Below are 23036 nucleotides of genomic sequence, written 5' to 3' on the forward strand. Positions count from 1 at the left end.
CCGCGGGACGCCGGAACTGGTCGGTGCCGGCGAGCCCAGATCCCGCTGCGCCCGGTGTCAGTCCTGGTAGCGCGGGCACCCGGTCCGCGCAGAACGGAGACGACACCATGTCGACGCACGAGGACCCCGTCCGCGACCGCACCGTCCTGGTCACCGGCGCCGGCCGGGGCATCGGAGCCGCCCTGGTCGAGGAGCTGCTGCGGCGGGGCGCGCGCCGCGTCCACGCCGGCACCCGGGGCCGGCTGGTCCACCCCGACCCCCGCGTCTCGGCCCTGCGCCTCGACGTGACCGACCACGCCGAGGTCCGGGCGGCGGCCCGGGCGCTGGACACCCTCGACGTGCTGGTCAACAACGCCGGGGTGTCGCTGCCCGGCGAGCTCGGGGACGAGGAGCTCCTCGCCCGACACCTGGCGGTCAACCTCCTCGGGCCGCTCGCGGTCACCGAGGCGTTCCTGCCGCAGCTCACCCGGTCCCGCGGGCGGGTCGTCAACGTCCTGTCCGTGGCGGCGCTGGCGTCCGTGCCGGTCCTCCCCGCCTACTCGATCTCCAAGGCGGCCGCCTTCTCCCTCACCCAGTCGCAGCGGACGCTCCTCGCGCTGCGCGGGATCACGGTGCACGCCGTCCTCGCCGGTCCGGTGGACACCGACATGACCCGCGACCTCGACGTCCCCAAGGCCACGGCCGCGTCGGTGGCGCGGGCGCTGCTCGACGGGGTCGCCGCCGGGGAGGAGGAAGTGTTCCCCGACCCGTTCTCCCGGTCGCTGGCCCCGGGCTGGGCGGACGGCCCGGTCAAGCAGCTCGAGCGGGCGAACGCCGCGATGCTGGGGGCCCGGCGGTGACCGGCGACCTGGCGGGCACGACCGCCCTCGTCGTCGGGGCCGGCCGGGGCCTCGGCCACGGCATCGCCGCGGCGCTGGCCGGGGCCGGGAGCGCGGTGACCGGCATCAGCCGGCGCCCTCCCGCCCGGCCGACCCCCGGCGTCCACCACGAGCAGGCGGACGCCGCCGACCCCGCGGGCGCCGACCGGCTGCTCGACCAGCACCAGCCGGACGTCCTCGTGCTCGTCGCCGGAGCCGGCCCGGTGCTCCGCCCGCTGCAGGAGCAGACGTGGGAGACGTTCTCGGTGAACTGGCACGCCGACGTCCGGATCGCCTTCACCTGGCTGCGCGCGGCCCTCCTCCGGCCGATGCCCCGCGGCGGCCGCGTGGTGGTCCTCAGCAGCGGGGCCGCGCTGGCCGGCTCGCCGCTGAGCGGCGGGTACGCCGGGGCGAAGGCCACCCAGCGGCTGATCACCGGCTACGCGCAGGAGGAGTCCGACCGCGCGGGCCTGGGTCTCGCGTTCACCGCCGTGCTCCCCCGGCTGACCCCGGCCACCGAGCTCGGCGCCGCGGCCGTCGCGGCGTACGTGGCGCGCACCGGCCTGCCCGAGGATGAGTACCTGCGCCGGCTGGGGGGCGTGCTGACGCCGGAGGGCACCGGTGCCGCCGTCGTCTCGCTGCTGACCACCGCGACCGGCGACCTGGCGCCGGCGTACGTGTTGGGGGCCGCCGGGCTCGATCCGCTCCGGTGAGCACGGGCGGCGCGGGGTTCACCGGCCGACGGTTGACCGCAGCGGCTCGGGGCATGATCCCGCTGCCGCCGGGGTCGCCGGCCGGCCCAGCACCCGCACCGCCCAGGAGGCCCCTGCATGTCCGAGCCCGTCGAGTTCTCCGTCTGGGCGCCGCTGCCAGAGCGGGTACGCGTGACCGTCGACGGCACGGTGCACGACATGCAGCGGGACGACGCGGGGTGGTGGCGCGCCACCGTCGACGCCTCCCCGGAGGCCGACTACGGCTTCCTGCTCGACGACACCGAGCCCGCCCGCCCCGACCCGCGCTCGCGCCGGCAGCCCGACGGCGTGCACGGCCTGTCCCGCCGCTTCGACCCGCGGGCCCACCGCTGGGGCGACGGCGCCTGGACCGGCCGGCCGCTGGCCGGCGGCGTCGTCTACGAGCTGCACCTGGGCACCTTCACCACCGAGGGCACGCTCGACGCCGCCGCCCGCAACCTCGACCACCTGGTCGACCTCGGCATCGACTTCGTCGAGCTGCTGCCGGTCAACGCGTTCAACGGCACCCACAACTGGGGCTACGACGGCGTCGCCTGGTACGCCGTCCAGGAGAGCTACGGCGGCCCGGCCGCCTACCAGCGCTTCGTGGACGCCTGCCACCAGCGCGGCCTCGGGGTCATCCAGGACGTCGTCTACAACCACCTCGGCCCGTCCGGGAACTACCTGCCGGAGTTCTTCCCCATCTTCGCCGAGGGCGGGGCGAACAGCTGGGGCAACTCGATCAACCTGTCCGGGCCGGACTCCGACGAGGTGCGCCGCTACATCATCGACAACGCGCTGATGTGGCTGCGGGACATGCACGTCGACGGGCTGCGGCTGGACGCGGTGCACGCGCTGGTCGACGAGCGGGCCACCCACGTGCTCGAGGAGATGGCCGCGGAGGTGGAGAAGCTCTCGGTGGCCGAGGGCCGCCCGCTGACGTTGATCGCCGAGAGCGACCTCAACGACCCGAGCATGGTGACCCCGCGGGTGGCCGGCGGGAAGGGCCTGGACGCGCAGTGGAGCGACGACTTCCACCACTCGCTGCACACCCAGCTCACCGGCGAGGCCCAGGGCTACTACGCCGACTTCGCCGCCGGCGGCCTCGGCGGCCTGGCCAAGGTGCTCACCGGCGCCTACTTCCACGCCGGGGACTGGTCCAGCTTCCGCCGGCGGCACCACGGCCGGCCGGTCGACACGACCTCGCTGCCCGGCTGGAAGTTCCTGGGCTACCTGCAGGACCACGACCAGATCGGCAACCGCGCGGTCGGCGACCGGATCTCGGCCACCCTCTCCCCCGGCCTGCTGGGCGTCGGCGCGACGCTGGTGCTCACCAGCCCGTTCACGCCGATGCTCTTCATGGGCGAGGAGTGGGGCGCCTCCACGCCGTGGCAGTTCTTCACCAGCCACCCGGAGCCGGAGTTGGGCCGGGCGACCGCCGAGGGCCGGATCGGTGAGTTCGCCGAGCACGGCTGGGACGCCGCCGTCGTCCCGGACCCGCAGGACCCGGAGACGTTCACCCGCTCCAAGCTGGACTGGTCGGAGCTGACCGAGGAGCCGCACGCCCACCTGCTCGCGGTGCACCGGGCGCTCATCGCGCTGCGGCACGCGCACCCCGACCTGGTCGACCCCGACCTGACCGCGATGGCCTGCAGCTGGGACGACGCCGACCGCTGGCTCGTCGTCCACCGCGGGTCGCTGCGGGTGGTGGCCAACCTGTCCGACTCCGCCCGCGAGGTCGACCTGGACGTGCCGGCCCGGGACGTGCTGTTCACCAGCGGGGAGCTGCCCGAGCTCGACGGCGCGCAGGTCACGGTGCCGGCCGAGACGGCCGTGGTCCTCTCCACCCGCTGACGTGCGGCGACTGCTCCCCGCCGCTGACGGCGCGGACCTCGACGACGCCGGGCTGGCCGACGCCTACCGGGTGCCGGCCGGCCGGCACCTGCGGGTCAACTTCGTCGCGGCGCTCGACGGCGCGATCAGCGTCGAGGGGCGCAGCGGCGGGCTCGGCTCGGCCGGTGACCGCCGGGTGTTCCGGGTGCTGCGCGCCCTGGCCGACGCCGTCCTGGTGGGGGCCGGCACGGCGGCGGCGGAGGGGTACCGGCCGATCACCGCGGACTCGGCGGTCGGGCGGCTGCGGGCCGAGCTCGGCCGGCCGGCGGTCGCCCCGGTCGTCATCGTGTCCCGCCGGGCGTCGCTGGACCCGGCCGACCAGCTGGTCACCGGCGCCGTCACGCCGACGCACCTGGTGACCTGCGCGGCCGCCGACGGGGAACGCCGCGCTGCGCTGACCGCGGCCGGGGTCCGGGTGCACGTGCACGGCGAGGACGACGTCGACCTGCCCGCAGCTCTGGCCGCGCTCGCCGACCTCGGCCTCGGGCAGGTGCTCTGCGAGGGCGGACCGTCGCTGTTCCAGGCGGCGCTGGCCGCCGGCGTCGTCGACGAGCTCGACCTCACGATCGCCCCGCTGCTGGTCGGCGGCGGGCCCGGGCTGCTGACTCGCGCACTGCCCGACCCTGCCCGGGCGGAGCTGCTGCAGGTGCTCGGCGAGGACGACGTCCTGTTCACCCGCTACGGGCTGCGAGCCCCCCGCTGAAGCACGGCTCGGAGCTCCGCTGCCTGCCGGCGCGCCGTCGTGCTGTCGCGGTCGTCCGGCAGCACCAACCCGTCGAGCTCGTCGAGCGCCGCGGTCGCCGTGGCCGGGTCGTCGACGCCGAGGGCCACCTCCGCCAGGTAGGCCAGCGCCTCGGCACGCTCGGTCGACGCCGGCTCCCCCGCCGCCCTGCGCAGTGCTCCGGAGAGGACCTTGACCGCTTGGGCGAGGTCTCCCTTGGAGTCGGCGAGCACCACCGCGTCGGCGAGGCTGCGGCCGAGCCGGCTCTCCTCCCCTGCGCCGTCCGGCAGCTCGCCGGCCCGGTCCGCGAGCACCCGGATCCAGTTGCCGCTGGGGTCGACGAGGGAGAAGCCGGTGTGGCCGTCGGCGTTCTTCCGCCGCCGCGGCCGGGTGATCCGGGGGAACCCGCGGAACGGCACGGACCCGTAGCGGCTGCGCAGGCCCGCGGCGAAGGCGTCGAACAGCGCGCCGGGGTCGGGCACCAGGACCAGGCAGCTGCCGTAGGAGTCCACGGCCCGGAAGTCGGGCAGGCCGAAGTAGTGCAGGTGCAGGTCCTCCCGGCGCAGTGCCAGGTAGAGGTTCGGCTTCAGTTGCCGGTACGTCGTCTCGAAGCCGAGACAGCCGGAGAAGTCGGCCATCTCGTCGATCGAGGCGCAGGGCAGCAGCGGGACCGTCCGCTCTCCGGTCATCCCCGCAGCCAAGCACCTGGCCGGTCCGCGTGGACGGCACGGCGGCGCCGCTCGGCGTCCGCCCCGCTGCTGGTCGGCGGCGGGCCGGGGTCGCTGCCCGGCGACCTGCCCGTCGCCGCACGAGCGGAGCTCCCGCCGGTCCTCGTCACCCGTCACGCCGTGAGCCGGTGAGCGGGCCCGTCGGAGTGGGTCGCGACGTGGCAGCGGCGCGGGTCGCCGGCTTCGCCCGGCGGGCGGTGGACCGGCCCGACCTCCGGCACGCCGGGGTGGCGGTCTGCGTCACCGAGGACGACGGGCGGGAGTGCCTGCTGGTCACCCGCCGCGCGGCCGGGCTGCGGGCCCACGCCGGCCAGTGGGCGCTGCCCGGCGGCCGCATCGAGGCCGGGGAGACCGCGGTGGACGGCGCACTGCGGGAGCTGCACGAGGAGGTCGGTCTGGTCCTCGGCCCGGACGCCGTCCTCGGGCTGCTCGACGACTACGTGACCCGCTCGGGCTACGTGATCACCCCGGTGGTCTGCTGGGCGGGGCCACCCGGGGAGCTGACCCCGGCCGAGGCGGAGGTCGCCGCCGTCCACCAGGTGCCGCTGGCCGACCTCGACGTCCCGCCCCGCTTCACCCGCATCCCCGAGTCGACGGCACCGGTCGTCGCGCTGCCGCTGCTCGGCGGCCTGGTGCACGCGCCCACGGCCGCGATCGTCCACCAGTTCTGCCAGGTGGCGTGCCACGGGATCCCCACCCGGGTGGCGCACCTGGAGCAGCCCGTCTTCGCCTGGCGGTGAGCGCGGCGGGCGCTACGGTCCGGCCATGACGCCCGCCACGGTGGTCCTGCCGCTCGACGTCCCGGGGGGCGCGCTGTCGGGGGTGGCCGAGGCCGCGCGGTCCGTGGAGGACGCGGGTCTCGACGGCGTCACCTCCGCCGAGCTCACCTCGGACCCGATGCTGCAGCTCACGGTCGCCGCCGGTGCGACATCGCGGATCGGCCTCGGCACCAACATCCTGGTCGCGTTTGCGCGCTCCCCCATGACGCTGGCGGTGCAGGCCCGCGCGCTGCAGGACTACAGCCAGGGGCGGCTGGTGCTCGGGCTGGGCAGCCAGATCAGGCCGCACATCGAGCGGCGCTTCTCGATGCCGTGGAGCTCCCCGGCCGCGCGGATGGCGGAGTTCGTCACGGCGCTGCGCACCATCTGGGCGGCCTGGGCGACCGGCGAGCAGCTCGACTTCCGGGGCATGTTCTACCGGCACACCCTGATGACGCCGATGTTCACCCCGCCGACCCTCTCCCCCGACCCGGAGGTGCTCCTCGCCGGGGTCGGCCCGCGGATGACCGAGACGGCGGGCGCGGTCGCCGACGGGCTGCTCGTGCACCCGTTCACCACCGAGCGCTACCTGCGCGAGGTGAGCCTCCCCGCGCTGGCGCGCGGTGCGGCCGGGCGCACCGGCTCGCCCGCTTCGCAGGTCGTCGACTCCACCTTCCTCGTCACCGGCCGCACCGAGGAGGAGCTCGCCGCCTCGACCCGGGCGGTCCGCCAGCAGCTGGCCTTCTACGGCTCGACGCCGGCCTACCGCCCGGTCCTCGACCTGCACGGCTGGGGCGACCTCGGCGACGAGCTGAACCGGCTGTCCCGGACCCGGGCGGACGACCGGTGGACCACCATGGGCGAGCTCGTCGACGACGAGGTCCTGCAGACCTTCGCCGTCGTCGGCGAGCCGGGGACCGTGGCGGCTCGGCTGGCCGAGCGGGGAGCCGGTGTCGTGACCCGCTTCGCCGTGAACGGCGTGGGCGTGCCCGACCGGGAGCTGCTCCTGCAGATCGCCACCGACGTCAAGCGCCTGACGTCCGGCTGACCGGTCAGCCGAGGACCTCGCGGAACCGGGCGGCGAAGGCGACCGGGTCCTCGAGGAAGCCGATGTGCGAGCCGGGGAACATCGTCGGGTTGACGCCGAGGGCGGCCGCCAGCGCCCGCGAGGTGCGGTCGCAGAGCTCCCCGCCGGAGGACCCACCGATCCCGACCACGACCCGGGTCGGCACCGCACGCAGCGCCGCGAGGTCCGGCTGCCAGGTGGTCGTGCCGCGCAGCTCGTGCAGGAAGAAGTGCCGCTCGTCGGCGACCGCCTGCGGGTCGGGCTCCCCCGCCGGCGGGGCCGTGTGCGCGTCGTCCTCGGGGACGACGATGTCACCGACGGCCATGAACTCGCGCCACGCGGCGGCGGAGCCCTCGACCAGGTAGGTGGCGATGATCCGCTCGGTGCCCGCCCGCAGCCGGTCGCGGTCGTCGACCAGCTCCGACAGCGGCGGCTCGTGGGCGACGACGGTCGTGACCTGCTCGGGGTGCGCCTGCGCCAGTGCCAGCACGCTGACGGCACCGCCGCTGGAGCCCAGGGCCACGGCCGGTCCGGCACCGAGGTGGGCGATCAGCCGGGAGAGGTCGTCGGCCCGCAGCTCCGGGGTCGAGTCCTGCTCCGGGTCGTCGACCGGGCTGCGTCCGACGCCGCGGGGATCGGTGGTGAGCACCGTGTGGTCATTGGCCAGCAGCCCGGCCAGCGGGGCGAACGCATCGGCCCCCATCGGGGCGCCGACCAGCACCACCAGGGGCCCGGTGCCCCGGACCTCGTAGTGCAGCCGCGCACCCGGCACGCCGAGCGTCCCGGTGGTCACGGCGGTGGGGGCGGTGGCGGTCATGGGTCCTCCTGGCTGGGACGGCGGTGCGCTGGTGCAGGGAGGACCCGCAGTGCCGCCGGAACTCATCGCAGGATCGGTGCCAGGACGGGCCGAAACTGTCGTACCCCGTACGTATGTTCGACGCGTGGAGACGACGGCGACGGCACCGGGGCCGCAGATGCCCGGGTCGTGGCGGTCGCGGATCGACGTGGTCTGGATCGGTGACGGGCATGCCCAGCCCGACCCGGTCGCCATGGCGAGGTCGTCGTCACCGGAGCAGGCGGCCGCCCGGTTGCAGGCCATCCACCGTCAGCGGGCCCAGGACACCGCCGAAGAGGCGGAGCTGATCCTGACCATGGCCGGTGCCCGCCCCGCCGACGCGGACCCGCAGCCGGGCACCCCGGGCGCCCGGAAGGGCGACTGGTCCGGCAACAGCCGTGGGGACGGGATCAGCGAGTTCTTCACCGCCGAGCTGGCCACCGTGCTCAACCTCGGCCGCACCACCGCAGCGAAGAAGCTCGACCACGCCCTGACCTGGCAGAAGAAGCTGCCCGGCACCTTCGCCGCGCTGCGGGCCGGGGATCTGGACGAGCGCCGCGCGCAGACCCTGGCCGAGGTGCTCATCCACACCACCGCCGCCGTGGCCGGGCAGGTCGAAGACGCGCTGCTCTCCGAGGCCTCGGATCTGTCGGTCTACCGGCTGAAGGACCGGGCCACCGAGCTGATGGTCCAACTGGACGCCGAAGCGGCCGACGTGCGCCGCGAGGAGGCCGAGAAGGCCGCCGACGTCCACGTCTACCCCAACGCCACCGACGGCCGGTCGACGCTGGCCGCGGACCTGCCCACCGACGAGGCGGTCGAGTGCTACGACATCGTCGACCAGCTGGCGAAGATGCTCAAAGCCGACGGTGACCCGCGGCGAATCGGAGCGCTGCGCGCACACGTGCTGTCCCTGCTGATCCGCCGCCCGGGAGACCACGGGCTCCCGCCGGTGACGGCGAACCTGACCGTCACCGCCGACCTCGACGGGCTGGCCGGCATCAGCAGCCGGCCGGGTGAGGTGAACGGGCTGCCGATCACCGCCGCCCACGTCCGCGAGCTGCTCGCCCGGGTCAGCGCACTCGGCCTCACGCCGCCTGAGGGCGGGACGCTGACCTTCGCGATCACCGGCCCGGACGGCCAGCTGCTGGCCACGCTGACGCCGACCGACCTCGACCGGCTGGCCCGCCGCGGCTGCCTCGCCCATCCCGACAGGGAGTGCAGCTGCCCGATCGCCGGCCCGCCGCCCGAGACAGCAGCCTACGAACCCACAGACCGCCAGCGGGCCTTCAGCACCACCCGCGACCGGCGCTGCCGGTTCCCCAACTGCGGGCAACGCGTCGGCTGGGCCGACCTCGACCACGTCGTCCCCGCCGCGTGCGGCGGCGCCACGGACTGCGCCAACCTCTGCTGCCTGTGCCGCTCCCACCACCGCCTCAAGACCTTCGCCCCCGGCTGGCGGTTCACCATGACCCCTGACGGGGTCCTGCAGGTCACCACACCCTCCGGCGTCACCCGGACGACCCGGCCACCGGGCATGCGACCACCACCAGCGCCAGAACCCGAGCCGCCGCCGGACGACGACCCGCCACCCTTCTAGTCCGGCGGAACTCGTTGGCCGCCCACGTCCCGGTCTCCCTACCCTGCGCGGCGTGGAGATCCGGTGGCGTGGGCCGTTCACCAGCAGCGAGGCCAACCAGCTGCACGCGGAGGCCTTCGGCACCCGCGTGTTCAGCGACGACGAGTGGAACTGGCGCGACCAGGTGGCCGCGCACAGTCTCGGCTGGGTCACCGCCCGGGACGCCGACGTCCTCGCCGGCTTCGTCAACGTGGTGTGGGACGGCGAGGTGCACGCCTGGTTGCAGGACCTGATGGTCGCCGCCGCCAGCCGGCACGCGGGCGTCGGGCGCCGGCTGGTCGAGGCGGCCCGCGACGGCGCCCGCGCCGCCGGGTGCGAGTGGCTGCACGTGGACTTCGCCGACGAGCTGGCGCCCTTCTACCTCGACGCCTGCGGCTTCCTCCCCACCCGAGCTGGGCTGATGGCGCTGTGACCCGCTGCGGCGTTCCCGCACACCACCGGGCCGGACTGCTTGACTGACCGGCATGGACCTGCCCGTGATGCCCCCGGTCAAGCCGATGCTCGCCAAGCCCGCGGCGGCGCTGCCCACCGGGGAGGGCTGGTTCTACGAGCCGAAGTGGGACGGCTTCCGCTGCATCGTCTTCCGGGACGGCGACGAGGTCGAGCTGGGCAGCCGCAACGAGCGCCCGCTGACCCGCTACTTCCCCGACGTCGCCGAGGCGGTCAAGGCCCAGCTGCCGGAGCGGTGCGTCGTCGACGGGGAAATTGTCGTCCCCCGGGGTGACCGGCTGGACTTCGAGTCGCTGCTGCAGCGCATCCACCCGGCCGCCTCGCGGGTGACCAAGCTGGCCACCGAGACCCCGGCGTCCTTCGTCGCCTTCGACCTGCTGGCCATCGGCGACGAGTCGCTGCTGGAGACCCCCTACGCCGAGCGGCAGGCCCGGCTGCGCGAGGCGCTGGCCGGCGCGAAGGCCCCGGTGTACGTCAGCACCGTCACCCAGGACGCCGAGGTCGGGCAGCGCTGGTTCGCCGAGTTCGAGGGCGCCGGGCTCGACGGCGTCATCGCCAAGCGCGGCGACCAGGTCTACGCCCCCGACCAGCGGCTGATGACCAAGGTCAAGCACGTGCGGACGGCGGACTGCGTCGTCGCCGGGTTCCGCTGGCACAAGAGCGGACCGGTCGTCGGCTCGCTGCTGCTCGGGCTCTACGACGACGCCGGGAGCCTGCAGCACATCGGCGTCGCCGCCTCCTTCCCGATGAAGCGCCGGGCCGAGCTGGTCGACGAGCTCACCCCCTACCGGGCCGAGGCGCTCGACGGGCACCCGTGGCAGGACTGGGCCAACGCGCAGACCGACGCCGACGGCGAGCACCGGATGCCCGGCGCCACCAGCCGCTGGAACGCCGGCAAGGACCTGTCCTGGGTGCCGCTGCGCCCCGAGCTCGTCGTGGAGATCCGGTACGACCAGCTCGAGGGCAGCCGGTTGCGGCACACCGGGCAGTTCCAGCGCTGGCGGCCCGACCGGGAGGCCCGGTCGTGCACCTACGACCAGCTCGAGGTGCCGGTGAAGTACGACCTCGCCGAGGTGCTGGGCGGCTGACGGTCCGGGTGGCAGCGGAGTTCCCGGCACCCGCTGAGCGGTTCCTCACGGGCCCGCGCGCTGCCGCATCCCGCCCGGGCTCCTACTCTGGTTGATCATGAACGTGCACCGCCGACTGGCCGCCACCGGAGGAGCCCTCCTCGCCCTCGCCCTCGCGACGGCGGGCTGCACGTCGTCCGACGACGACGCGGCGACGGCCGCCGCCAGCTCGTCCGCGGCCGCCAAGAGCTCCGCGGAGGCCGCTGCGGCCAAGCCGATCGAGTGGCAGGACTGCAGCAGCCAGATCGACCCGATCATCGCCGGGCGTCCCGGAGCCGACCGCGACCTGGCGTTCCAGTGCGGCACGACGACGGTCCCGGTGAGCTACGCCGACCCCACCGGCGGCACCCTGCAGCTGTTCCTGGTCAAGGCCACGCTGGCCGGCCAGGCGAACCGGATCGGCTCGCTGGTCGTCAACCCCGGCGGCCCCGGCCAGTCGGCGACGGACGCGGCGATCCAGTCGGCGCTGACGCTGCCGACCGACGTCCTCGGCCGGTTCGACGTCGTCGGTGTCGACCCCCGCGGCGTGGGGCTCTCCGACCCGGCGGTCGAGTGCATCAGCGACCAGCAGAAGGACGAGCTGTTCGCCGCCGACCCCCGCGCGACCGACGCCGCGTCGCTGGCCACCGCGTTCGGCCGGGTGGACGCCGTCGCCGACGCCTGCGCCACCAAGTACAAGGACGCGCTGGGCGCCTTCGACACCGTGGACACCGCCCGGGACATGGACCTGGTCCGCCAGTCCCTCGGCGACGAGCAGCTGACCTTCCTGGGCTACTCGTACGGGACGACGCTCGGCTCGACCTACGCCGAGCTGTTCCCCGACCGGGTGCGGGCGATGGTGCTCGACGGCGCCGTCGACCCCGACGCGGGGCTGCAGCAGTCCGCCGAGGCGCAGGCGCAGGCGTTCGAGGCCGCGTTCGACGCCTTCGCCGCCAACTGCCTCACCCTGGTCAGCGGCTGCCCGCTCGGCTTCGACCCGCGGCTGTTCGTCACCGACCTGCTCACCCAGACCGCGGCCGCCCCGGTCCCCAGCAGCCGCCCCGGTGAGATCCGGCAGGCCACCCCCGGCCTGGTCCTGGAGGCCGTCCGGTCGGCGCTGTACCAGCCCAGCGCGTGGCCCCAGCTGACCCAGTCGCTGGCCGCCGCCCGCAACGGCGACGCCGCCGGCCTGCTCACCCTCGCCGACTCCTACACCGGCCGGAACGACGACGGCAGCTACACCAACGTCGTCGACGCCAACGTGGCGATCACCTGCGCGGACACCGACGAGGAGTTCACCCAGCAGCAGGTCAGCGCGCTGGTCACCGACTGGGGCACCCGGTACCCGCTGTTCGGGGCGGACGCGGCGCTGGGCCTGTACACCTGCTCGGCCTGGGACGCCCCGCGCACCCCGCTGCCGGACCGGGACGCCGCGGGCAGCGCGCCGATCCTGGTGATCGGCACCCAGGGCGACCCGGTGACCCCCGTGGTCGGCGCCGCGGACATGGCCGCGGACCTGACCAGCGGGGTGCTGCTCACCTGGCAGGGCGCCGGGCACACCGCCTACCCGAAGACCGAGTGCGTGACGGCGGCCGTCGACGCCTACCTGATCGACCTCGTCGTCCCGCAGGACGGACTCACCTGCCCGGCCTGATCGCGCCCTAGGGTCGGCTGATGGCGGACCTCGAGGACTCTCTCGACCGGCTCGCGGCGGCGACCGGGTTCAGCGGGGTGGTCCGGGTCGACCGCGGCGGGCGGGTCGAGCTCGCCCGGTCGTACGGCCTGGCCCACCGCGGCCTGGAGCTGCCCAACACGGTCGACACCCGGTTCGCCGTCGCCAGCGGCACGAAGGGGCTCACCGCGCTGACCGTCGCGTCCCTCCTCGAGGAGGGACGCCTCGACCTCGCCACCACGGCCCGCTCGGTCCTCGGTGCCGACCTCCCCCTGGTCGACGACCGGGTGACCGTCGAGCAGCTGCTCGCCCACCGCTCCGGGATCGGCGACTACGTCGACGAGGAGACCATCGACTCGGCGACCGCCTACCTGCTGCCCGTTCCCGTGCACCGGCTGGCGGCGACCGAGGACTACCTCGCCGTCCTGGACGGGCACCCGCAGGCGTTCCCGCCGGGTGAGCGCTTCGCGTACAACAACAGCGGGTTCGTCGTCCTCGCGCTGATCGCCGAGCGGGTGGGCGGTGCGCCGTTCGCCGAGCTGGTGCGGTCACGGGTCTGCGAACCCGCCGGCATGGGCGACACCGAGTTCCTGCGCTCCGACGAGCCGGCGGCACGCACCGCGCTGGGCTACCTCGACGCCGAGGGGCTGCGGACCAACGTCCTGCACCTGCCGGTCCGCGGCAGCGGGGACGGCGGGGTCTACACGACGGCGGCCGACGTCCACGCGCTGTGGTCGGCCCTGGACGCGGGGCGGATCGTGCCGGCGGAGCGGGTGGCGGACATGCTCCGGCCGCGCAGCGACGTCCCCGCCGAGTCGTTGCGGTACGGGCTGGGCTTCTGGCTGCACCCGACGAGCGACGCCGTCGTCCTGATCGGAGCCGACGCCGGGGTGTCGTTCCGGACCGTCCACGACCGGGCCGCGGGCGTGACCCACACCGTGCTGGCCAACACCACGGACGGCGCCTGGCCGGTGGCCCGCCTGCTGCAGGAGCTGCTCACCCCCTGAGGGTGGAGGTGCTGCCCAGCCGGCCGGGCAGCGGGCAGACTGCCGACGTGATCGACACGGTCGTCGTGGGCGGTCCCCGGAGATCGGAGCGGCATGGCCAGCAGCAAGGACGCCGTCGTCCTGGACGTCGCCGGGCACGAGGTGCGGGTCAGCAGCCCGGAGAAGCCGTACTTCGGTGACAAGGGCATCCGGAAGATCGACGTCGTCAACTACTTCGTCTCGGTCGGCGAGGGCATCCTGTTCGCGCTGCGCGACCGGCCGACGACGCTGGAGCGCTGGCCCGGGGGCGTGTTCGAGGGCGCGCGGCTCTCCACCCGGATGGACAACACCGGCGACGCGTTCTACCAGAAGCGGGTGCCCAAGAACGCGCCCGAGTGGGTGCCGACCGCGCACATCACCTTCCCCAGCGGGCGGACCGCCGACGAGATCGCGCCGGACTCGGTCGCCGTCGTCGCCTGGTGCGCCAACCTGGGCACGCTGACCTTCCACCCGTGGCCGGTGTCGAAGACCGACGTGGAGTCCCCCGACCAGATCCGCATCGACCTCGACCCGCAGCCGGGCACCGACTTCTCCGACGCCGTGTGGGTGGCCCCGCACGTGCGCGAGCTGCTGCACGAGTTCGGCATGGAGGGCTGGCCGAAGACCTCCGGCGGCCGCGGGGTGCACGTGTACGTGCCGATCCAGCCGCGGTGGACCTTCCCCGAGGTGCGCCGGGCGGTGATCGCCTTCGGCCGCGAGCTGGAGCGGCGCATCCCCGACCGCGTGACGATGAACTGGTGGAAGGAGGAGCGCGGCGAGAAGATCTTCATCGACTACAACCAGATGGCCAGAGACCGGACGATCGCGTCGGCCTACTCGATCCGGGCGAAGTCGCACGCGCCGGTGAGCGCCCCGCTGGACTGGGACGAGCTGGGTGACGTCTCGCCGTTCGACTTCGACGTCCTCACCATGCCGGCCCGGTTCGCCGCCGTCGGTGACAAGCACGCCGGGCTGGCCGACCACGCGTTCGGCATCGAGCCGCTCATCGAGCTGGCCGACAAGCAGGAGCGCGACCTGGGGCTGGGCGAGATGCCCTATCCCCCGGACTACCCGAAGATGCCCGGCGAACCAATGCGGGTGCAGCCCAGCCGCGCCAAGCGTCCTACCAGCACGGATGACTGAGTTGGCCAATGCGGCAGGTCTAGCACATCGCTCACTCGCCGGATAACCTGCCTCCATGGCGATCCGGCTGGACGACCTCCTTGCGTCATTTCGTCGGCACCTGCGAGCGGCCAGCAAGGCACCTCGGACGATCGAGCTGTACAGCCAGAGCGTCCGCTACTTCAGTCAGTGGCTGGTTGCCCATGACCGGCCGGCGACCTTGGACGAGTTGAGCCGGCATGCGATCAGCGCCTGGCTGGCCGAGCTGGCCGACACATGTGAAGCGTCCACCGTGGCCACGCGGATGCGCGGGATGCGCCGGTTCTGCCGCTGGCTGGTGTCCGAGGGAGAAGTGGACAAGGCGCCGACCGACGGCATCGAGATCGCCACGGCACCGGACAAGCCGGTGCCCGTCCTGACGGACGTGGAGATCGCCGCACTGCTCAAGACCTGCACGGTCGGCCGCGGCCGCCCCGGCGTCTTCTCACGACCGATCTTCTTCGGGCGCCGCGACGAAGCCATCCTGCGGCTCCTGCTGGACACGGGCATCCGCGTGTCCGAACTCTGCGGACTGACACTGGACGACGTCGATCTCGAACGGGAGCTCGCCTACGTCACCGGGAAGGGGTCGCGACCTCGCGTCGTGCCGTTCGGCGCCAAGACCGGCCAGGCCATCGACCGCTACCTGCGGGTCCGAGCCCTGCACCCCTATGCCAGCTCACCGCGGCTATTGCTGGGCCTGCGCGGCCCCATGACCCCCGACGGCGCCCGCGAGGTGCTCAACGTCCGCAGCGCTCAAGCTGGCATCGAGGGCGTGCACCCGCACCGGTTCAGGCACACCTTCGCCCACCGCTGGCTCGCCGGCGGCGGCCAGGAGCGCGACCTCATGATGCTGGCCGGTTGGCGCAGCGACGACATGCTCTCCCGATATGCCGCCTCGACCGCGGTCGAACGGGCGCACGAGGCGCATCGTCGTCTGAGTCTCGGCGACCGCCTGTAGGCAGCGATCAGGCCGCCCCACCACGGCGCGCCCTCGCCGATGCTCTGGCCAACCTCAGCATGTGAGCGGTCATCAGTGCGTCAGCACGCCGGGCCCGCTCTGCCTCGTCCAGGACGCCGTCCGGATCGGCCTCCCGCTCGAACCTCGCCCGGAGCCCCTGCCGCGCCGGTCGGGTGGCCGCACTCCGGTCGCCGGTCCGTGCCCAGCGCTCCGCGGAGGCTATGCGTGCGATCACCGCGCGGTCGCTGCACGTCCTGATCCGTGAGGAACCTCGAGTCTTTCGGGACATACGTCCTCCGCCGCTCAGGTGGCCACCAGGATGGCGGCTGTGTCAGCCCGACAGGCGTCAGGGACCCACCCGCACTGACAGGACAGCGTCTGTGCGCGGTCGACGATGAGGCGACCGGACTGGACGACAGCGGACTCGTCGGCTGATCGGTCAGCTCTGCCATTCGAAGTGCCTGCCGTGATTGACCGCACGGGATCTCAACGACGTGGACAGGGTCCGGCTCTTGCGGCGCGCGGAGGCTTCCGGCTCAGCCTGACGGCGCCAATGCGGATATGGACGCCGATGTCCGGCTCGGCGTCGTCGTACTAGAGCAAGGAAGGTCGGTGATCGCAGAACTGCGGAACGACTGGGCCGTCCAGACACGTACGCACCGGAGCGAGCATCAGGAGTGCCGTTGACGAGTCGACAACTCATCGGCGGCGATCACCTCTGATGAGAGGTCGCGCCCATCGGTGCAGCGCTGGGTGGCTTTCGGGTGATCAAGACGCCACGGTCGGTGACAGCTCGCAACGCCCGGACGCTCGGCCGTCCACCTGCGTTTACATCGTAAACGGACGAGGTAGGGAGGCCGAGCACTGCACGGGCTCTCCGACCGCCGCGGTTCTGGAGCGCCTGCGCTTGGGCTGCATGCGCCGGCATTTGGCGCACAACCGCACGCCGCATATCGCGCGGCCCGTTCGAGGAGCTCCCCTGAAGAGCATCAGCCAGTCATTTCGAGACGTACTCGACACAGTCATCCAGTTCTTGCCGAAGCTGGTCGCCTTTCTGGTCATCCTGATCGTCGGCTATCTCATCGCCAAGGTCCTGCAGAAGGTCGTCAACAAGGTCCTCGAGCGAGTGGGTTTTGATCACGCTGTAGAGCGCGGCGGAGTCAAGAAGGCACTGGAGAGGAGCCAGTACGACGCTTCGGACATCCTGGCGAAACTGGTCTTCTACGCGGTCATGCTCTTCGTCTTGTCGACTGCCTTCGGTGTGTTCGGCCCCAACCCGATCAGTACCTACCTGACCGCGGTCATCGGCTACCTCCCGAAGGTCTTCGTGGCCATTCTGATCCTCGTGATCGCCTCTGCGATAGCTGCTGGTGTCAAGCTGTTGCTCGAGGGCACGCTTGGCGGGCTCTCTTACGGCAAGGTGCTGGCCAACGGCGCCTCCATCGTCATCATCGCGCTCGGCATCATCGCTGCGCTGAACCAGCTGCAGATCGCGCAGAACGTGGTCAACGCAGTGCTGTACGCCTCGCTCGCCGCATTGGTCGGGGTCGTCATCGTGGCCGTCGGTGGCGGCGGGATCGCCCCCATGCGCCAGCGTTGGGAGACCACGTTGGCCAAGGTCGAGAGCGAGGCGCCGCGGGCGAAGCAGGTCGCGTCGGGCACCGACCCGGTCGCGGCTGTCCGCAGCGAAGCTCGCCGGCACTCCGGCTGACGTAACGGGCCGGCGGACGACATGGGCGTCCGCTGGCTCGGTCGGCTGCCACCGACCGTTGTCCGCAGTGGCGACCTGCAGGGGAGATCGTGACTCGCCCACGCCGACACACCGATGAGAGCGCACGTCAGCGCACCTCAGTCCTCTTGTGGCAAGACCGAGCACTGTGCGCGCAGATCGACCCGGAGGTGTTCTTCCCGGCCAGAGGTGAGTCGACTCGCACGGCGAAGGACGTGTGCGCCGCGTGCCCGGTCATGGGCCGATGTCTTGACCAGGCCCTCGCGGACGACGAGCGATACGGAGTCTGGGGTGGACTGTCCGAACGGGAGCGCCGAGCCCTCCAAAGACACCTGAGCTCCGGGGGATGACGCCTCCGACCGCATGTGCCGGCAGGAGGCCGGGCGGAGGCTCGAGGCCTGAACGATCCCGTCGACCGAGGACGGCGGTCTCATCCAGCTCCGGCATGGCCAGACTGAGCGACGTTCGTTCTGGGAACGGCTCATCGATCTTAAGGCCCGCGTGCCCCCAAGTGGGTAGTGGCAGGAACAGATGGGCACGCCGCGCTCCAGCCGCGCTGCCGTTGGGCCGACAGCTGAGTGGATGGGGCGCCAGCCCCGCCCGTTCATCGAGCGTTGAGGAGACAGGCATGGCGAGGCGATGCCCCGGCGTACCTCAATGGGTGCGTCGTCCCCCGGGTCTCGTCGCCCAGGCCCGTCAGGTCCTCCTCGGGTGCGCCCTTCTCGCTCTGGCGTTGACTGCGGTCGGGCAGGCGGTGTCCGGAGCTCGCGGTTCATCACTGACCCTCGTGTTGACGGCGACCGTCGTCTTGGCGGCCTCCTGGCTGTGGCGCTACCGAACGGAGGCTGCGCCGCTTGCCTTGGACGCTGTCGAGATGCTCGCGACAGCAGCGTTCGCCGTCGCCTGCCCCGATCCCGCTATTGCCTTCGGTTTCGCCTTCTCGGCGTCCTGGCTGCGGATGCTCTTCGGCTCCTCGCGGCAGGCTGTGGTGTACGGCCTGGGGATTGTGCTCGCCATCGGCGCGGCCGTGCCCCTGTGGGAACACTTCCCGGGGCATGCCGGGACCTTCGTCAGGGCAGGTGCGCTGGGTGCACTGCCAGTGCTGTTCCTGACCATCACCGTTGCCCGCTACCTGGCCGTGATCCTCTTCAGCCATGAGCAGTCACAGGAGCGCGACGCGGCCTTGCTGCGGTTCGGCAACCGACTGATGGACGTCACCGAGCGCAGCGACATCATCAAGCACGCGTGGGTCGCCATCGAGCAGATCTGCCGGTCAACTCCAGGCCTGCGCGCGATCGTCGTTCGGCAGTCGACTCAGGACGTGATGGTGCTCGGCTCTGCCGGCGATCTGCGCCACCCGCCGACCGCCTTGCCGAGCGGACTGCTGCCCACGGCCGTCGCGCCCGGGGCCGTCCAGCCGTTGAACGATGTCGGGCCGCTGAGCCAGGCGGTCGGCCTCGCCGGGCACTGGGTGGCGATCGGCATGCCGAGACAAGCGGGGGATTTCGTGCTCCTCGGTTGTCCGGGACGGGTCCCGACCGACGGAGTGGTCGCCGTGCAGTCGTTGCTGAACCAGCTGGCTCTGGCATTGCAGGCGAGCGACGCGCATGAGGCGCTGTGGACGCAGGCACGCACCGACAGTCTCACCGGCCTGGCCAACCGTGCGGCGTTCTCGTCCGCCCTGGCATCCCATCTGGATCGGGGCACGAGCGCAGCGACGCTGTTGCTCCTCGACCTGGATGACTTCAAGGCGGTGAACGACAAGTTCGGGCATGCCGTGGGTGACGAGCTTCTGCGTCATGTGGCCGATCGCCTGCGCGCGGCAACGCGCCCGACTGACGTGTGTGCCCGCTTGGGCGGTGACGAGTTCGCCGTGCTGCTGACCGAGAGCAATGCGGCTTTCGCTCGCGCAATCGCGGAGCGCCTCATCGCACAGGTCTCCACGCCCGTCACGCTCTGCGGACGGGGCGTCCACATCGGTGTCAGCATCGGCGTCGCTTGTTCGACGCCTGGCATCACCGACCAGGATCTGGTTCATCGGGCGGATCTCGCGATGTACGAAGCCAAGGGCAAGGGGAAGAACCGAGTCCACACCTTCGATCTGTCGAATGTTCCGCTGTTCTCCACTGCCCTCGATCGGGCGCATGCGCCGGACCCGCTGTTGTCTCAGCTCCGCTAGCTGTGCTCACCTGAGCGGTTATGACGCCACTGGCAGGCGGCCGACCGCCAAGTCCGGTGTGGCCGCGGTGATGGTTGTGACGGTGCAGTCAGGGACCGTAGGCCCCGGCGCGCTCGGCGTCGCCGTCGTAGGCGGCGGCGTAGGCCCACTCGTCGGCAGCCGCCGAACTCGGGAGAAATGCCCTCGGTGATCCGCCGGTCCAGGCAGTCCCACGTGCGGCGCGGTGAGCGGGGCCGGCTCGGGCGGTCGTGCATTCCAGCCTCGCCCTGTTCAAGGTAGCCATCGGCCCAGCCCCCGGCGTTGATGCCGAGATCTGCAACCGCTCGGCCGTCGGCGCCGAGCCCAGACTGCCTCGACGACGCAGCGGGCAAGCAGAAGTCGACCAGGAGGGATCAAGGTGGCCTGAGCGTGGGACACGAGGCCTCCAGGATGAGTAGCCGTTTCCTGAACAGCTCCATGTCTCACTCGGAGGTCTTCCTCCTGTCACCTGCCAGCGTCACCAGTGTCCGTCGTCAGTGCAGCTGGCGCTCCCTCGCCTTCCCAACGGGACCTCTGCAACGCCTGACGACATGCCGGTCCCGCTTCCTGAGCAAGTACGTCCTCCTCGTTCGGCACGACCGCGATCAGGACACCCCCGCTCAGCCGCTTCTCGGAAGAAGCTGGATTTGTCGTCGACGTTGAGCCGGCCTCGCGGCAATGCTGTTCGGGACGGCGTCGTCCACCCCGGGGCGGGGTGAGTCTCGCCCGTGCCTCCTCCGCGAGCTGGCGGGCCGCGATGACAGACGCCGGTTCGGGCAGCTTCGGAGAAGCGTCAGGCATCAGTAGCCGAGCTGTTGCATGCACTGCTGCTCAAAGGCTTGCACCTGCGCCTGCTCGGCGCTGCTGAGCGGCTCGGGTCCGAAGGGGCCGTCGACCACCTCGTAGGCATCGGGACCGAACAGCTGAACGGTGAAGCCGAGTGGCTCCAAACAGGTCTTCATGCGCTCGCCGAACTGAGCCGGGTCCCCCGTAGGAGTTCGGGGTGCGGCCCGGTCGGCCAGCAGTCGACCGGGTGTGGTCGGGGTCGGCTTGGCAACCGTCTTTCCACCACGTAGGACGTGCAGCTCGCCGGCATCCGCGGTGAGGGGGGTCTGCACGGTGCCCATCAGTACGCCGTCCACGGCCGGAAGTGCGGTGAAGGTGCGGACGAGGGCGCCGGTGACGTCGCGGTCGAGGCTCGGCGAGTACTCGGCTCGGTCACCCGGCAGGCTCAGGACGAGCAAGGTACCGGCGAGTTGGCGTGAGTCGATCAACGTGATCGGTTGGCTGGCACCCCCGGGCGCCGGATCTGCAGCAAGGGCGAGTTCGTCGGGTGCGGCGTCGGCCTCACCGATGAACCAGGCCCACGCCTGTCGGCCGTCCACCTCTGCCATGACCACAGCCCACCGCTCTCCGGGCACCTCGCCGGCGAACACGACGTGCCTTGATGCAACGGGAGACGAGAGCTCGGCACCGCCGGCGCCGAGCGGGCCACTCCACTGCAGGTCCCGGACACCGGCCACGAACTGTGCGTCGTCGGCGAGGGAGCCCCGGACCGGTACGTCGTAGAGACCGTTGGCTCGCGTTGTCGGGGCCGCTACAGATCCATCGGTCCGGTCACCGGGGACCAGTGAGGCGACTCCCACCCCGATCAGGGCGACGGCTACGACAACCGCCGCCCAACTGGCACGAGCCCGACGTTCTCGGCGCACCTCGGCAATTGCCTGCTCGGCCGTCGCGGTTCCTCGCCCGTGACCCACCTGATCGGCGAGGCGAGCGAAGGCGGCGCGGATGTCGCTGTCAAGGTCGTTCATGTCGGCCTCCGGGACGAGAGCGGTGTCTGGGGTCGTGCAGCTGCGGGCCGGAGCTGTGTCCGCAAGGCGGCGAGCCCGCGAGCAGCCTGGGTGCTGACCGTGCTGGTCGAGCAGCTCAGCACGCGCGCGGTCTCGGCCTCGGTGAGGTCTTCGTAGAAGCGCAGGACTAGGACGGCACGCATCCGCGGCGGAAGAAGTCGTAGAGCCGCGCGCAGCTCGTCGCTGACCGCGTGAGCCTGTTGAGGGTCGGCACCTGCTCGATCCGGGATGGTGTCGATGACCTGCTCCCCTGTCATCAGCCGACGCCGCCAGCTGATGTGCGAGGTGACCACCACCCGGCGCACGTACGCCAGCGGCGACTCGGCCTTGGCCACCCGGGACCAGTGTCGGTGCGCCTTCACCAGCGCCGTCTGCACCAGGTCCTCGGCGTGGCCGTGGTCACCGGTCAAGAGATATGCGGTGCGTAGCAGTTGCCGTTCGTGCGCCACCACGAAGGCGGTGAACTCATCGTCCCGCGCGCTCATCCCGCTCCCGTCTCTGTGTGCCCACACCCAGGAGACGCGGTGAGCGCGCTGAAAACCCGACACGGACTGAGTCACGAACAGGTAACGAAACACGCCGCACTCGGCCGTCACGTCGCCAGCTCGCCGTGGTCGACAGGGAGCCGGTTCCCCAGGCCCCTTCCTCAGCGCTGTACACATCGATGACGCACTCGAAGTGCAGTGGCCCGGTCTCTATGCCTTCCGTCTCATGCTGGCCGAGGCGACGACCTTGCGCGCGCAGTCAAAGGCGATGCACTGCTCACTCCGGTAAGACGCCGATCGACGTCATGCCGACCTCCGCGACTGCGTGCTGCCTGAGCCCCGACTGACGCACGAGAGCGTGGCCAGCGGGGACAGATGACCCCGCTGCAGTGCGGATACTGCTCGTTCAGCGCCTCAATGCGGGGGCGGCGGTGACGGCACGGCTCGGTGGCCGACGGCCTCATGCGGCAAGAGGTGCGGACGACTGATGTCGAAAGGGAGATGTGCTGACTGAGATTGAGGACGAGGTCTAGTGCCATGCGCGAGTTCCGGTGGCGATCATGTCCACGCCGGCGCACCATCAAAGGCCTCAAGTGCGCATCAGCTGGCCTGCCATCACCAGATGTCTGCACATCCTCGACGATCCAGCTGACGTGTGCTTTGGGAGCAATGACCAGCGACCTGCCTGAAGCCTGGCCCCTGCAGCCACCGCCGGACACGAGCGGAGCGGCTCAGACGTGGCGTTGGCAGATCAGCAAGCCCGCTCAGCTGACAGCGGCGCGCAATCAGCTTCGCGAGGCGCTGGGCGTCGTCGCGATCCCCGCGAGCGCTGACCAGGACGACATCGACCGGCTGCTGCTCGCATTCGAGGAGTTGGCTTCGAACGGGCTTCGGCACGGTGGGCCGCCGGTGCGTGTGACCGTGGCCGATGGTGAGAACGGGTGGCTCATCGACGTCGACGACGATCGTGTCGATCACGCGCCGCTTCCCGCAGTCGATCGTGACCCCGCCCTCGGGGGCCTCGGACTGCCGTTGATCTCCCGCTTGTCCGAGGAAGTCGGTTGGGCGGTGGTCGGCTCGCGAAAACACGTCTGGGCTCGTCTGCGAGCAACGCCCTCAGAAGCTTAGCCTGCAGGCTCTCGCGACTACGGCCGATCGGTCAGCTGTCG

The 23036-nt window shown here is 72.1% G+C and carries 21 protein-coding genes and 1 pseudogene; 17 read left to right on the forward strand and 5 right to left on the reverse strand.

Annotation, left to right across the window (positions count from 1 at the left end; genetic code table 11):
• The first annotated feature begins 107 nt into the window (after nt 1-107).
• The 4 genes from MODMU_RS17495 to MODMU_RS17510 all read left to right on the forward strand — a co-directional run bounded on the left by MODMU_RS17495 (nt 108) and on the right by MODMU_RS17510 (nt 4184).
• Entirely contained in the window at nt 108-839 is a 732-nt protein-coding gene (locus MODMU_RS17495) for an SDR family NAD(P)-dependent oxidoreductase (RefSeq protein WP_014741655.1), read from the forward strand.
• Nucleotides 836-1570, forward strand: coding sequence for an SDR family NAD(P)-dependent oxidoreductase (locus MODMU_RS17500; RefSeq protein ID WP_014741656.1), 735 nt, complete (start codon nt 836-838; stop codon nt 1568-1570). The genes MODMU_RS17495 and MODMU_RS17500 overlap by 4 nt, the downstream gene beginning before the upstream one ends.
• A 117-nt stretch (nt 1571-1687) precedes the next feature.
• Complete coding sequence (treZ, locus tag MODMU_RS17505; protein WP_014741657.1) at nt 1688-3442, forward strand: malto-oligosyltrehalose trehalohydrolase; 1755 nt, start codon at nt 1688-1690, stop codon at nt 3440-3442.
• A 1-nt stretch (nt 3443) separates the two neighbouring features.
• Nucleotides 3444-4184: a dihydrofolate reductase family protein gene (locus tag MODMU_RS17510; protein WP_014741658.1), complete on the forward strand. Its 741-nt coding sequence runs from the start codon at nt 3444-3446 to the stop codon at nt 4182-4184.
• On the opposite strand, the gene MODMU_RS17515 is transcribed toward MODMU_RS17510, so the two are convergent.
• Entirely contained in the window at nt 4160-4891 is a 732-nt protein-coding gene (locus tag MODMU_RS17515) for a VOC family protein (protein ID WP_014741659.1), read from the reverse strand. The two genes, MODMU_RS17510 and MODMU_RS17515, sit on opposite strands and share 25 nt — an antisense overlap.
• Nucleotides 4892-5058: 167 nt before the next feature.
• On the opposite strand from MODMU_RS17515, the gene MODMU_RS17520 reads away from it, so the two are divergent.
• Both MODMU_RS17520 and MODMU_RS17525 read left to right on the forward strand, forming a co-directional pair.
• Nucleotides 5059-5670 carry an NUDIX hydrolase gene (locus MODMU_RS17520; RefSeq protein ID WP_166503526.1) on the forward strand — a complete coding sequence of 204 codons (612 nt, stop codon included), beginning with the start codon at nt 5059-5061 and terminating at the stop codon, nt 5668-5670.
• Between the two features lie 25 nt (nt 5671-5695).
• Nucleotides 5696-6736: a TIGR03617 family F420-dependent LLM class oxidoreductase gene (locus MODMU_RS17525; protein WP_014741661.1), complete on the forward strand. Its 1041-nt coding sequence runs from the start codon at nt 5696-5698 to the stop codon at nt 6734-6736.
• A 4-nt stretch (nt 6737-6740) separates the two neighbouring features.
• On the opposite strand, the gene MODMU_RS17530 is transcribed toward MODMU_RS17525, so the two are convergent.
• A complete protein-coding gene (locus tag MODMU_RS17530; RefSeq protein ID WP_014741662.1) occupies nt 6741-7571 on the reverse strand; it encodes an alpha/beta fold hydrolase in 831 nt (276 codons plus the stop codon).
• Between the two features lie 124 nt (nt 7572-7695).
• Between MODMU_RS17530 and MODMU_RS17535 the strand changes: the two genes are divergently transcribed.
• From MODMU_RS17535 to MODMU_RS27180, 10 genes are all read left to right on the forward strand, one after another.
• On the forward strand, nt 7696-9189 hold the full coding sequence (locus MODMU_RS17535) for an HNH endonuclease signature motif containing protein (protein ID WP_014741663.1): 1494 nt from the start codon (nt 7696-7698) through the stop codon (nt 9187-9189).
• Between the two features lie 52 nt (nt 9190-9241).
• Nucleotides 9242-9640 (forward strand): GNAT family N-acetyltransferase, encoded by a 399-nt coding sequence (locus tag MODMU_RS17540; RefSeq protein ID WP_014741664.1) that lies wholly within the window; start codon nt 9242-9244, stop codon nt 9638-9640.
• Nucleotides 9641-9692: 52 nt separating this feature from the next.
• Complete coding sequence (locus MODMU_RS17545) at nt 9693-10766, forward strand: ATP-dependent DNA ligase (protein ID WP_014741665.1); 1074 nt, start codon at nt 9693-9695, stop codon at nt 10764-10766.
• 97 nt (nt 10767-10863) lie between these two features.
• Nucleotides 10864-12438, forward strand: coding sequence for an alpha/beta hydrolase (locus MODMU_RS17550; RefSeq protein WP_014741666.1), 1575 nt, complete (start codon nt 10864-10866; stop codon nt 12436-12438).
• Between the two features lie 20 nt (nt 12439-12458).
• Nucleotides 12459-13463, forward strand: a complete 1005-nt coding sequence (locus MODMU_RS17555; protein ID WP_014741667.1) for a serine hydrolase domain-containing protein — start codon at nt 12459-12461, stop codon at nt 13461-13463.
• A gap of 93 nt (nt 13464-13556) precedes the next feature.
• On the forward strand, nt 13557-14624 hold the full coding sequence (locus tag MODMU_RS17560) for a DNA polymerase domain-containing protein (RefSeq protein ID WP_014741668.1): 1068 nt from the start codon (nt 13557-13559) through the stop codon (nt 14622-14624).
• Nucleotides 14625-14679: 55 nt separating this feature from the next.
• Nucleotides 14680-15603: a tyrosine-type recombinase/integrase gene (locus tag MODMU_RS17565; protein ID WP_014741669.1), complete on the forward strand. Its 924-nt coding sequence runs from the start codon at nt 14680-14682 to the stop codon at nt 15601-15603.
• Nucleotides 15604-16519: 916 nt separating this feature from the next.
• Nucleotides 16520-17314: a mechanosensitive ion channel family protein gene (locus tag MODMU_RS17575; protein ID WP_014741672.1), complete on the forward strand. Its 795-nt coding sequence runs from the start codon at nt 16520-16522 to the stop codon at nt 17312-17314.
• Between the two features lie 89 nt (nt 17315-17403).
• Nucleotides 17404-17682: a WhiB family transcriptional regulator gene (locus tag MODMU_RS27810; protein WP_166503527.1), complete on the forward strand. Its 279-nt coding sequence runs from the start codon at nt 17404-17406 to the stop codon at nt 17680-17682.
• Between the two features lie 437 nt (nt 17683-18119).
• On the forward strand, nt 18120-19511 hold the full coding sequence (locus MODMU_RS27180; RefSeq protein ID WP_051144011.1) for a GGDEF domain-containing protein: 1392 nt from the start codon (nt 18120-18122) through the stop codon (nt 19509-19511).
• A 188-nt stretch (nt 19512-19699) separates the two neighbouring features.
• Here MODMU_RS27180 and MODMU_RS29655 read toward each other — a convergent pair.
• The 3 genes and pseudogenes from MODMU_RS29655 to MODMU_RS17590 all read right to left on the reverse strand — a co-directional run.
• A pseudogene (locus tag MODMU_RS29655) lies at nt 19700-19928 on the reverse strand (leucine zipper domain-containing protein); the annotation flags it as partial.
• A gap of 401 nt (nt 19929-20329) precedes the next feature.
• Nucleotides 20330-21343, reverse strand: coding sequence for a hypothetical protein (locus MODMU_RS17585; RefSeq protein ID WP_014741676.1), 1014 nt, complete (start codon nt 21341-21343; stop codon nt 20330-20332).
• On the reverse strand, nt 21340-21867 hold the full coding sequence (locus MODMU_RS17590) for a SigE family RNA polymerase sigma factor (RefSeq protein ID WP_041797062.1): 528 nt from the start codon (nt 21865-21867) through the stop codon (nt 21340-21342). The genes MODMU_RS17585 and MODMU_RS17590 overlap by 4 nt, the downstream gene beginning before the upstream one ends.
• A gap of 669 nt (nt 21868-22536) precedes the next feature.
• Here MODMU_RS17590 and MODMU_RS17595 point away from each other — a divergent pair.
• Entirely contained in the window at nt 22537-22995 is a 459-nt protein-coding gene (locus MODMU_RS17595; protein WP_014741679.1) for an ATP-binding protein, read from the forward strand.
• Nucleotides 22996-23036 lie beyond the last annotated feature (41 nt).

Origin of the sequence: Modestobacter italicus, assembly GCF_000306785.1 — a bacterium.
In the GTDB taxonomy this organism is placed as follows: Bacteria; Actinomycetota; Actinomycetes; order Mycobacteriales; family Geodermatophilaceae; genus Modestobacter; species Modestobacter italicus.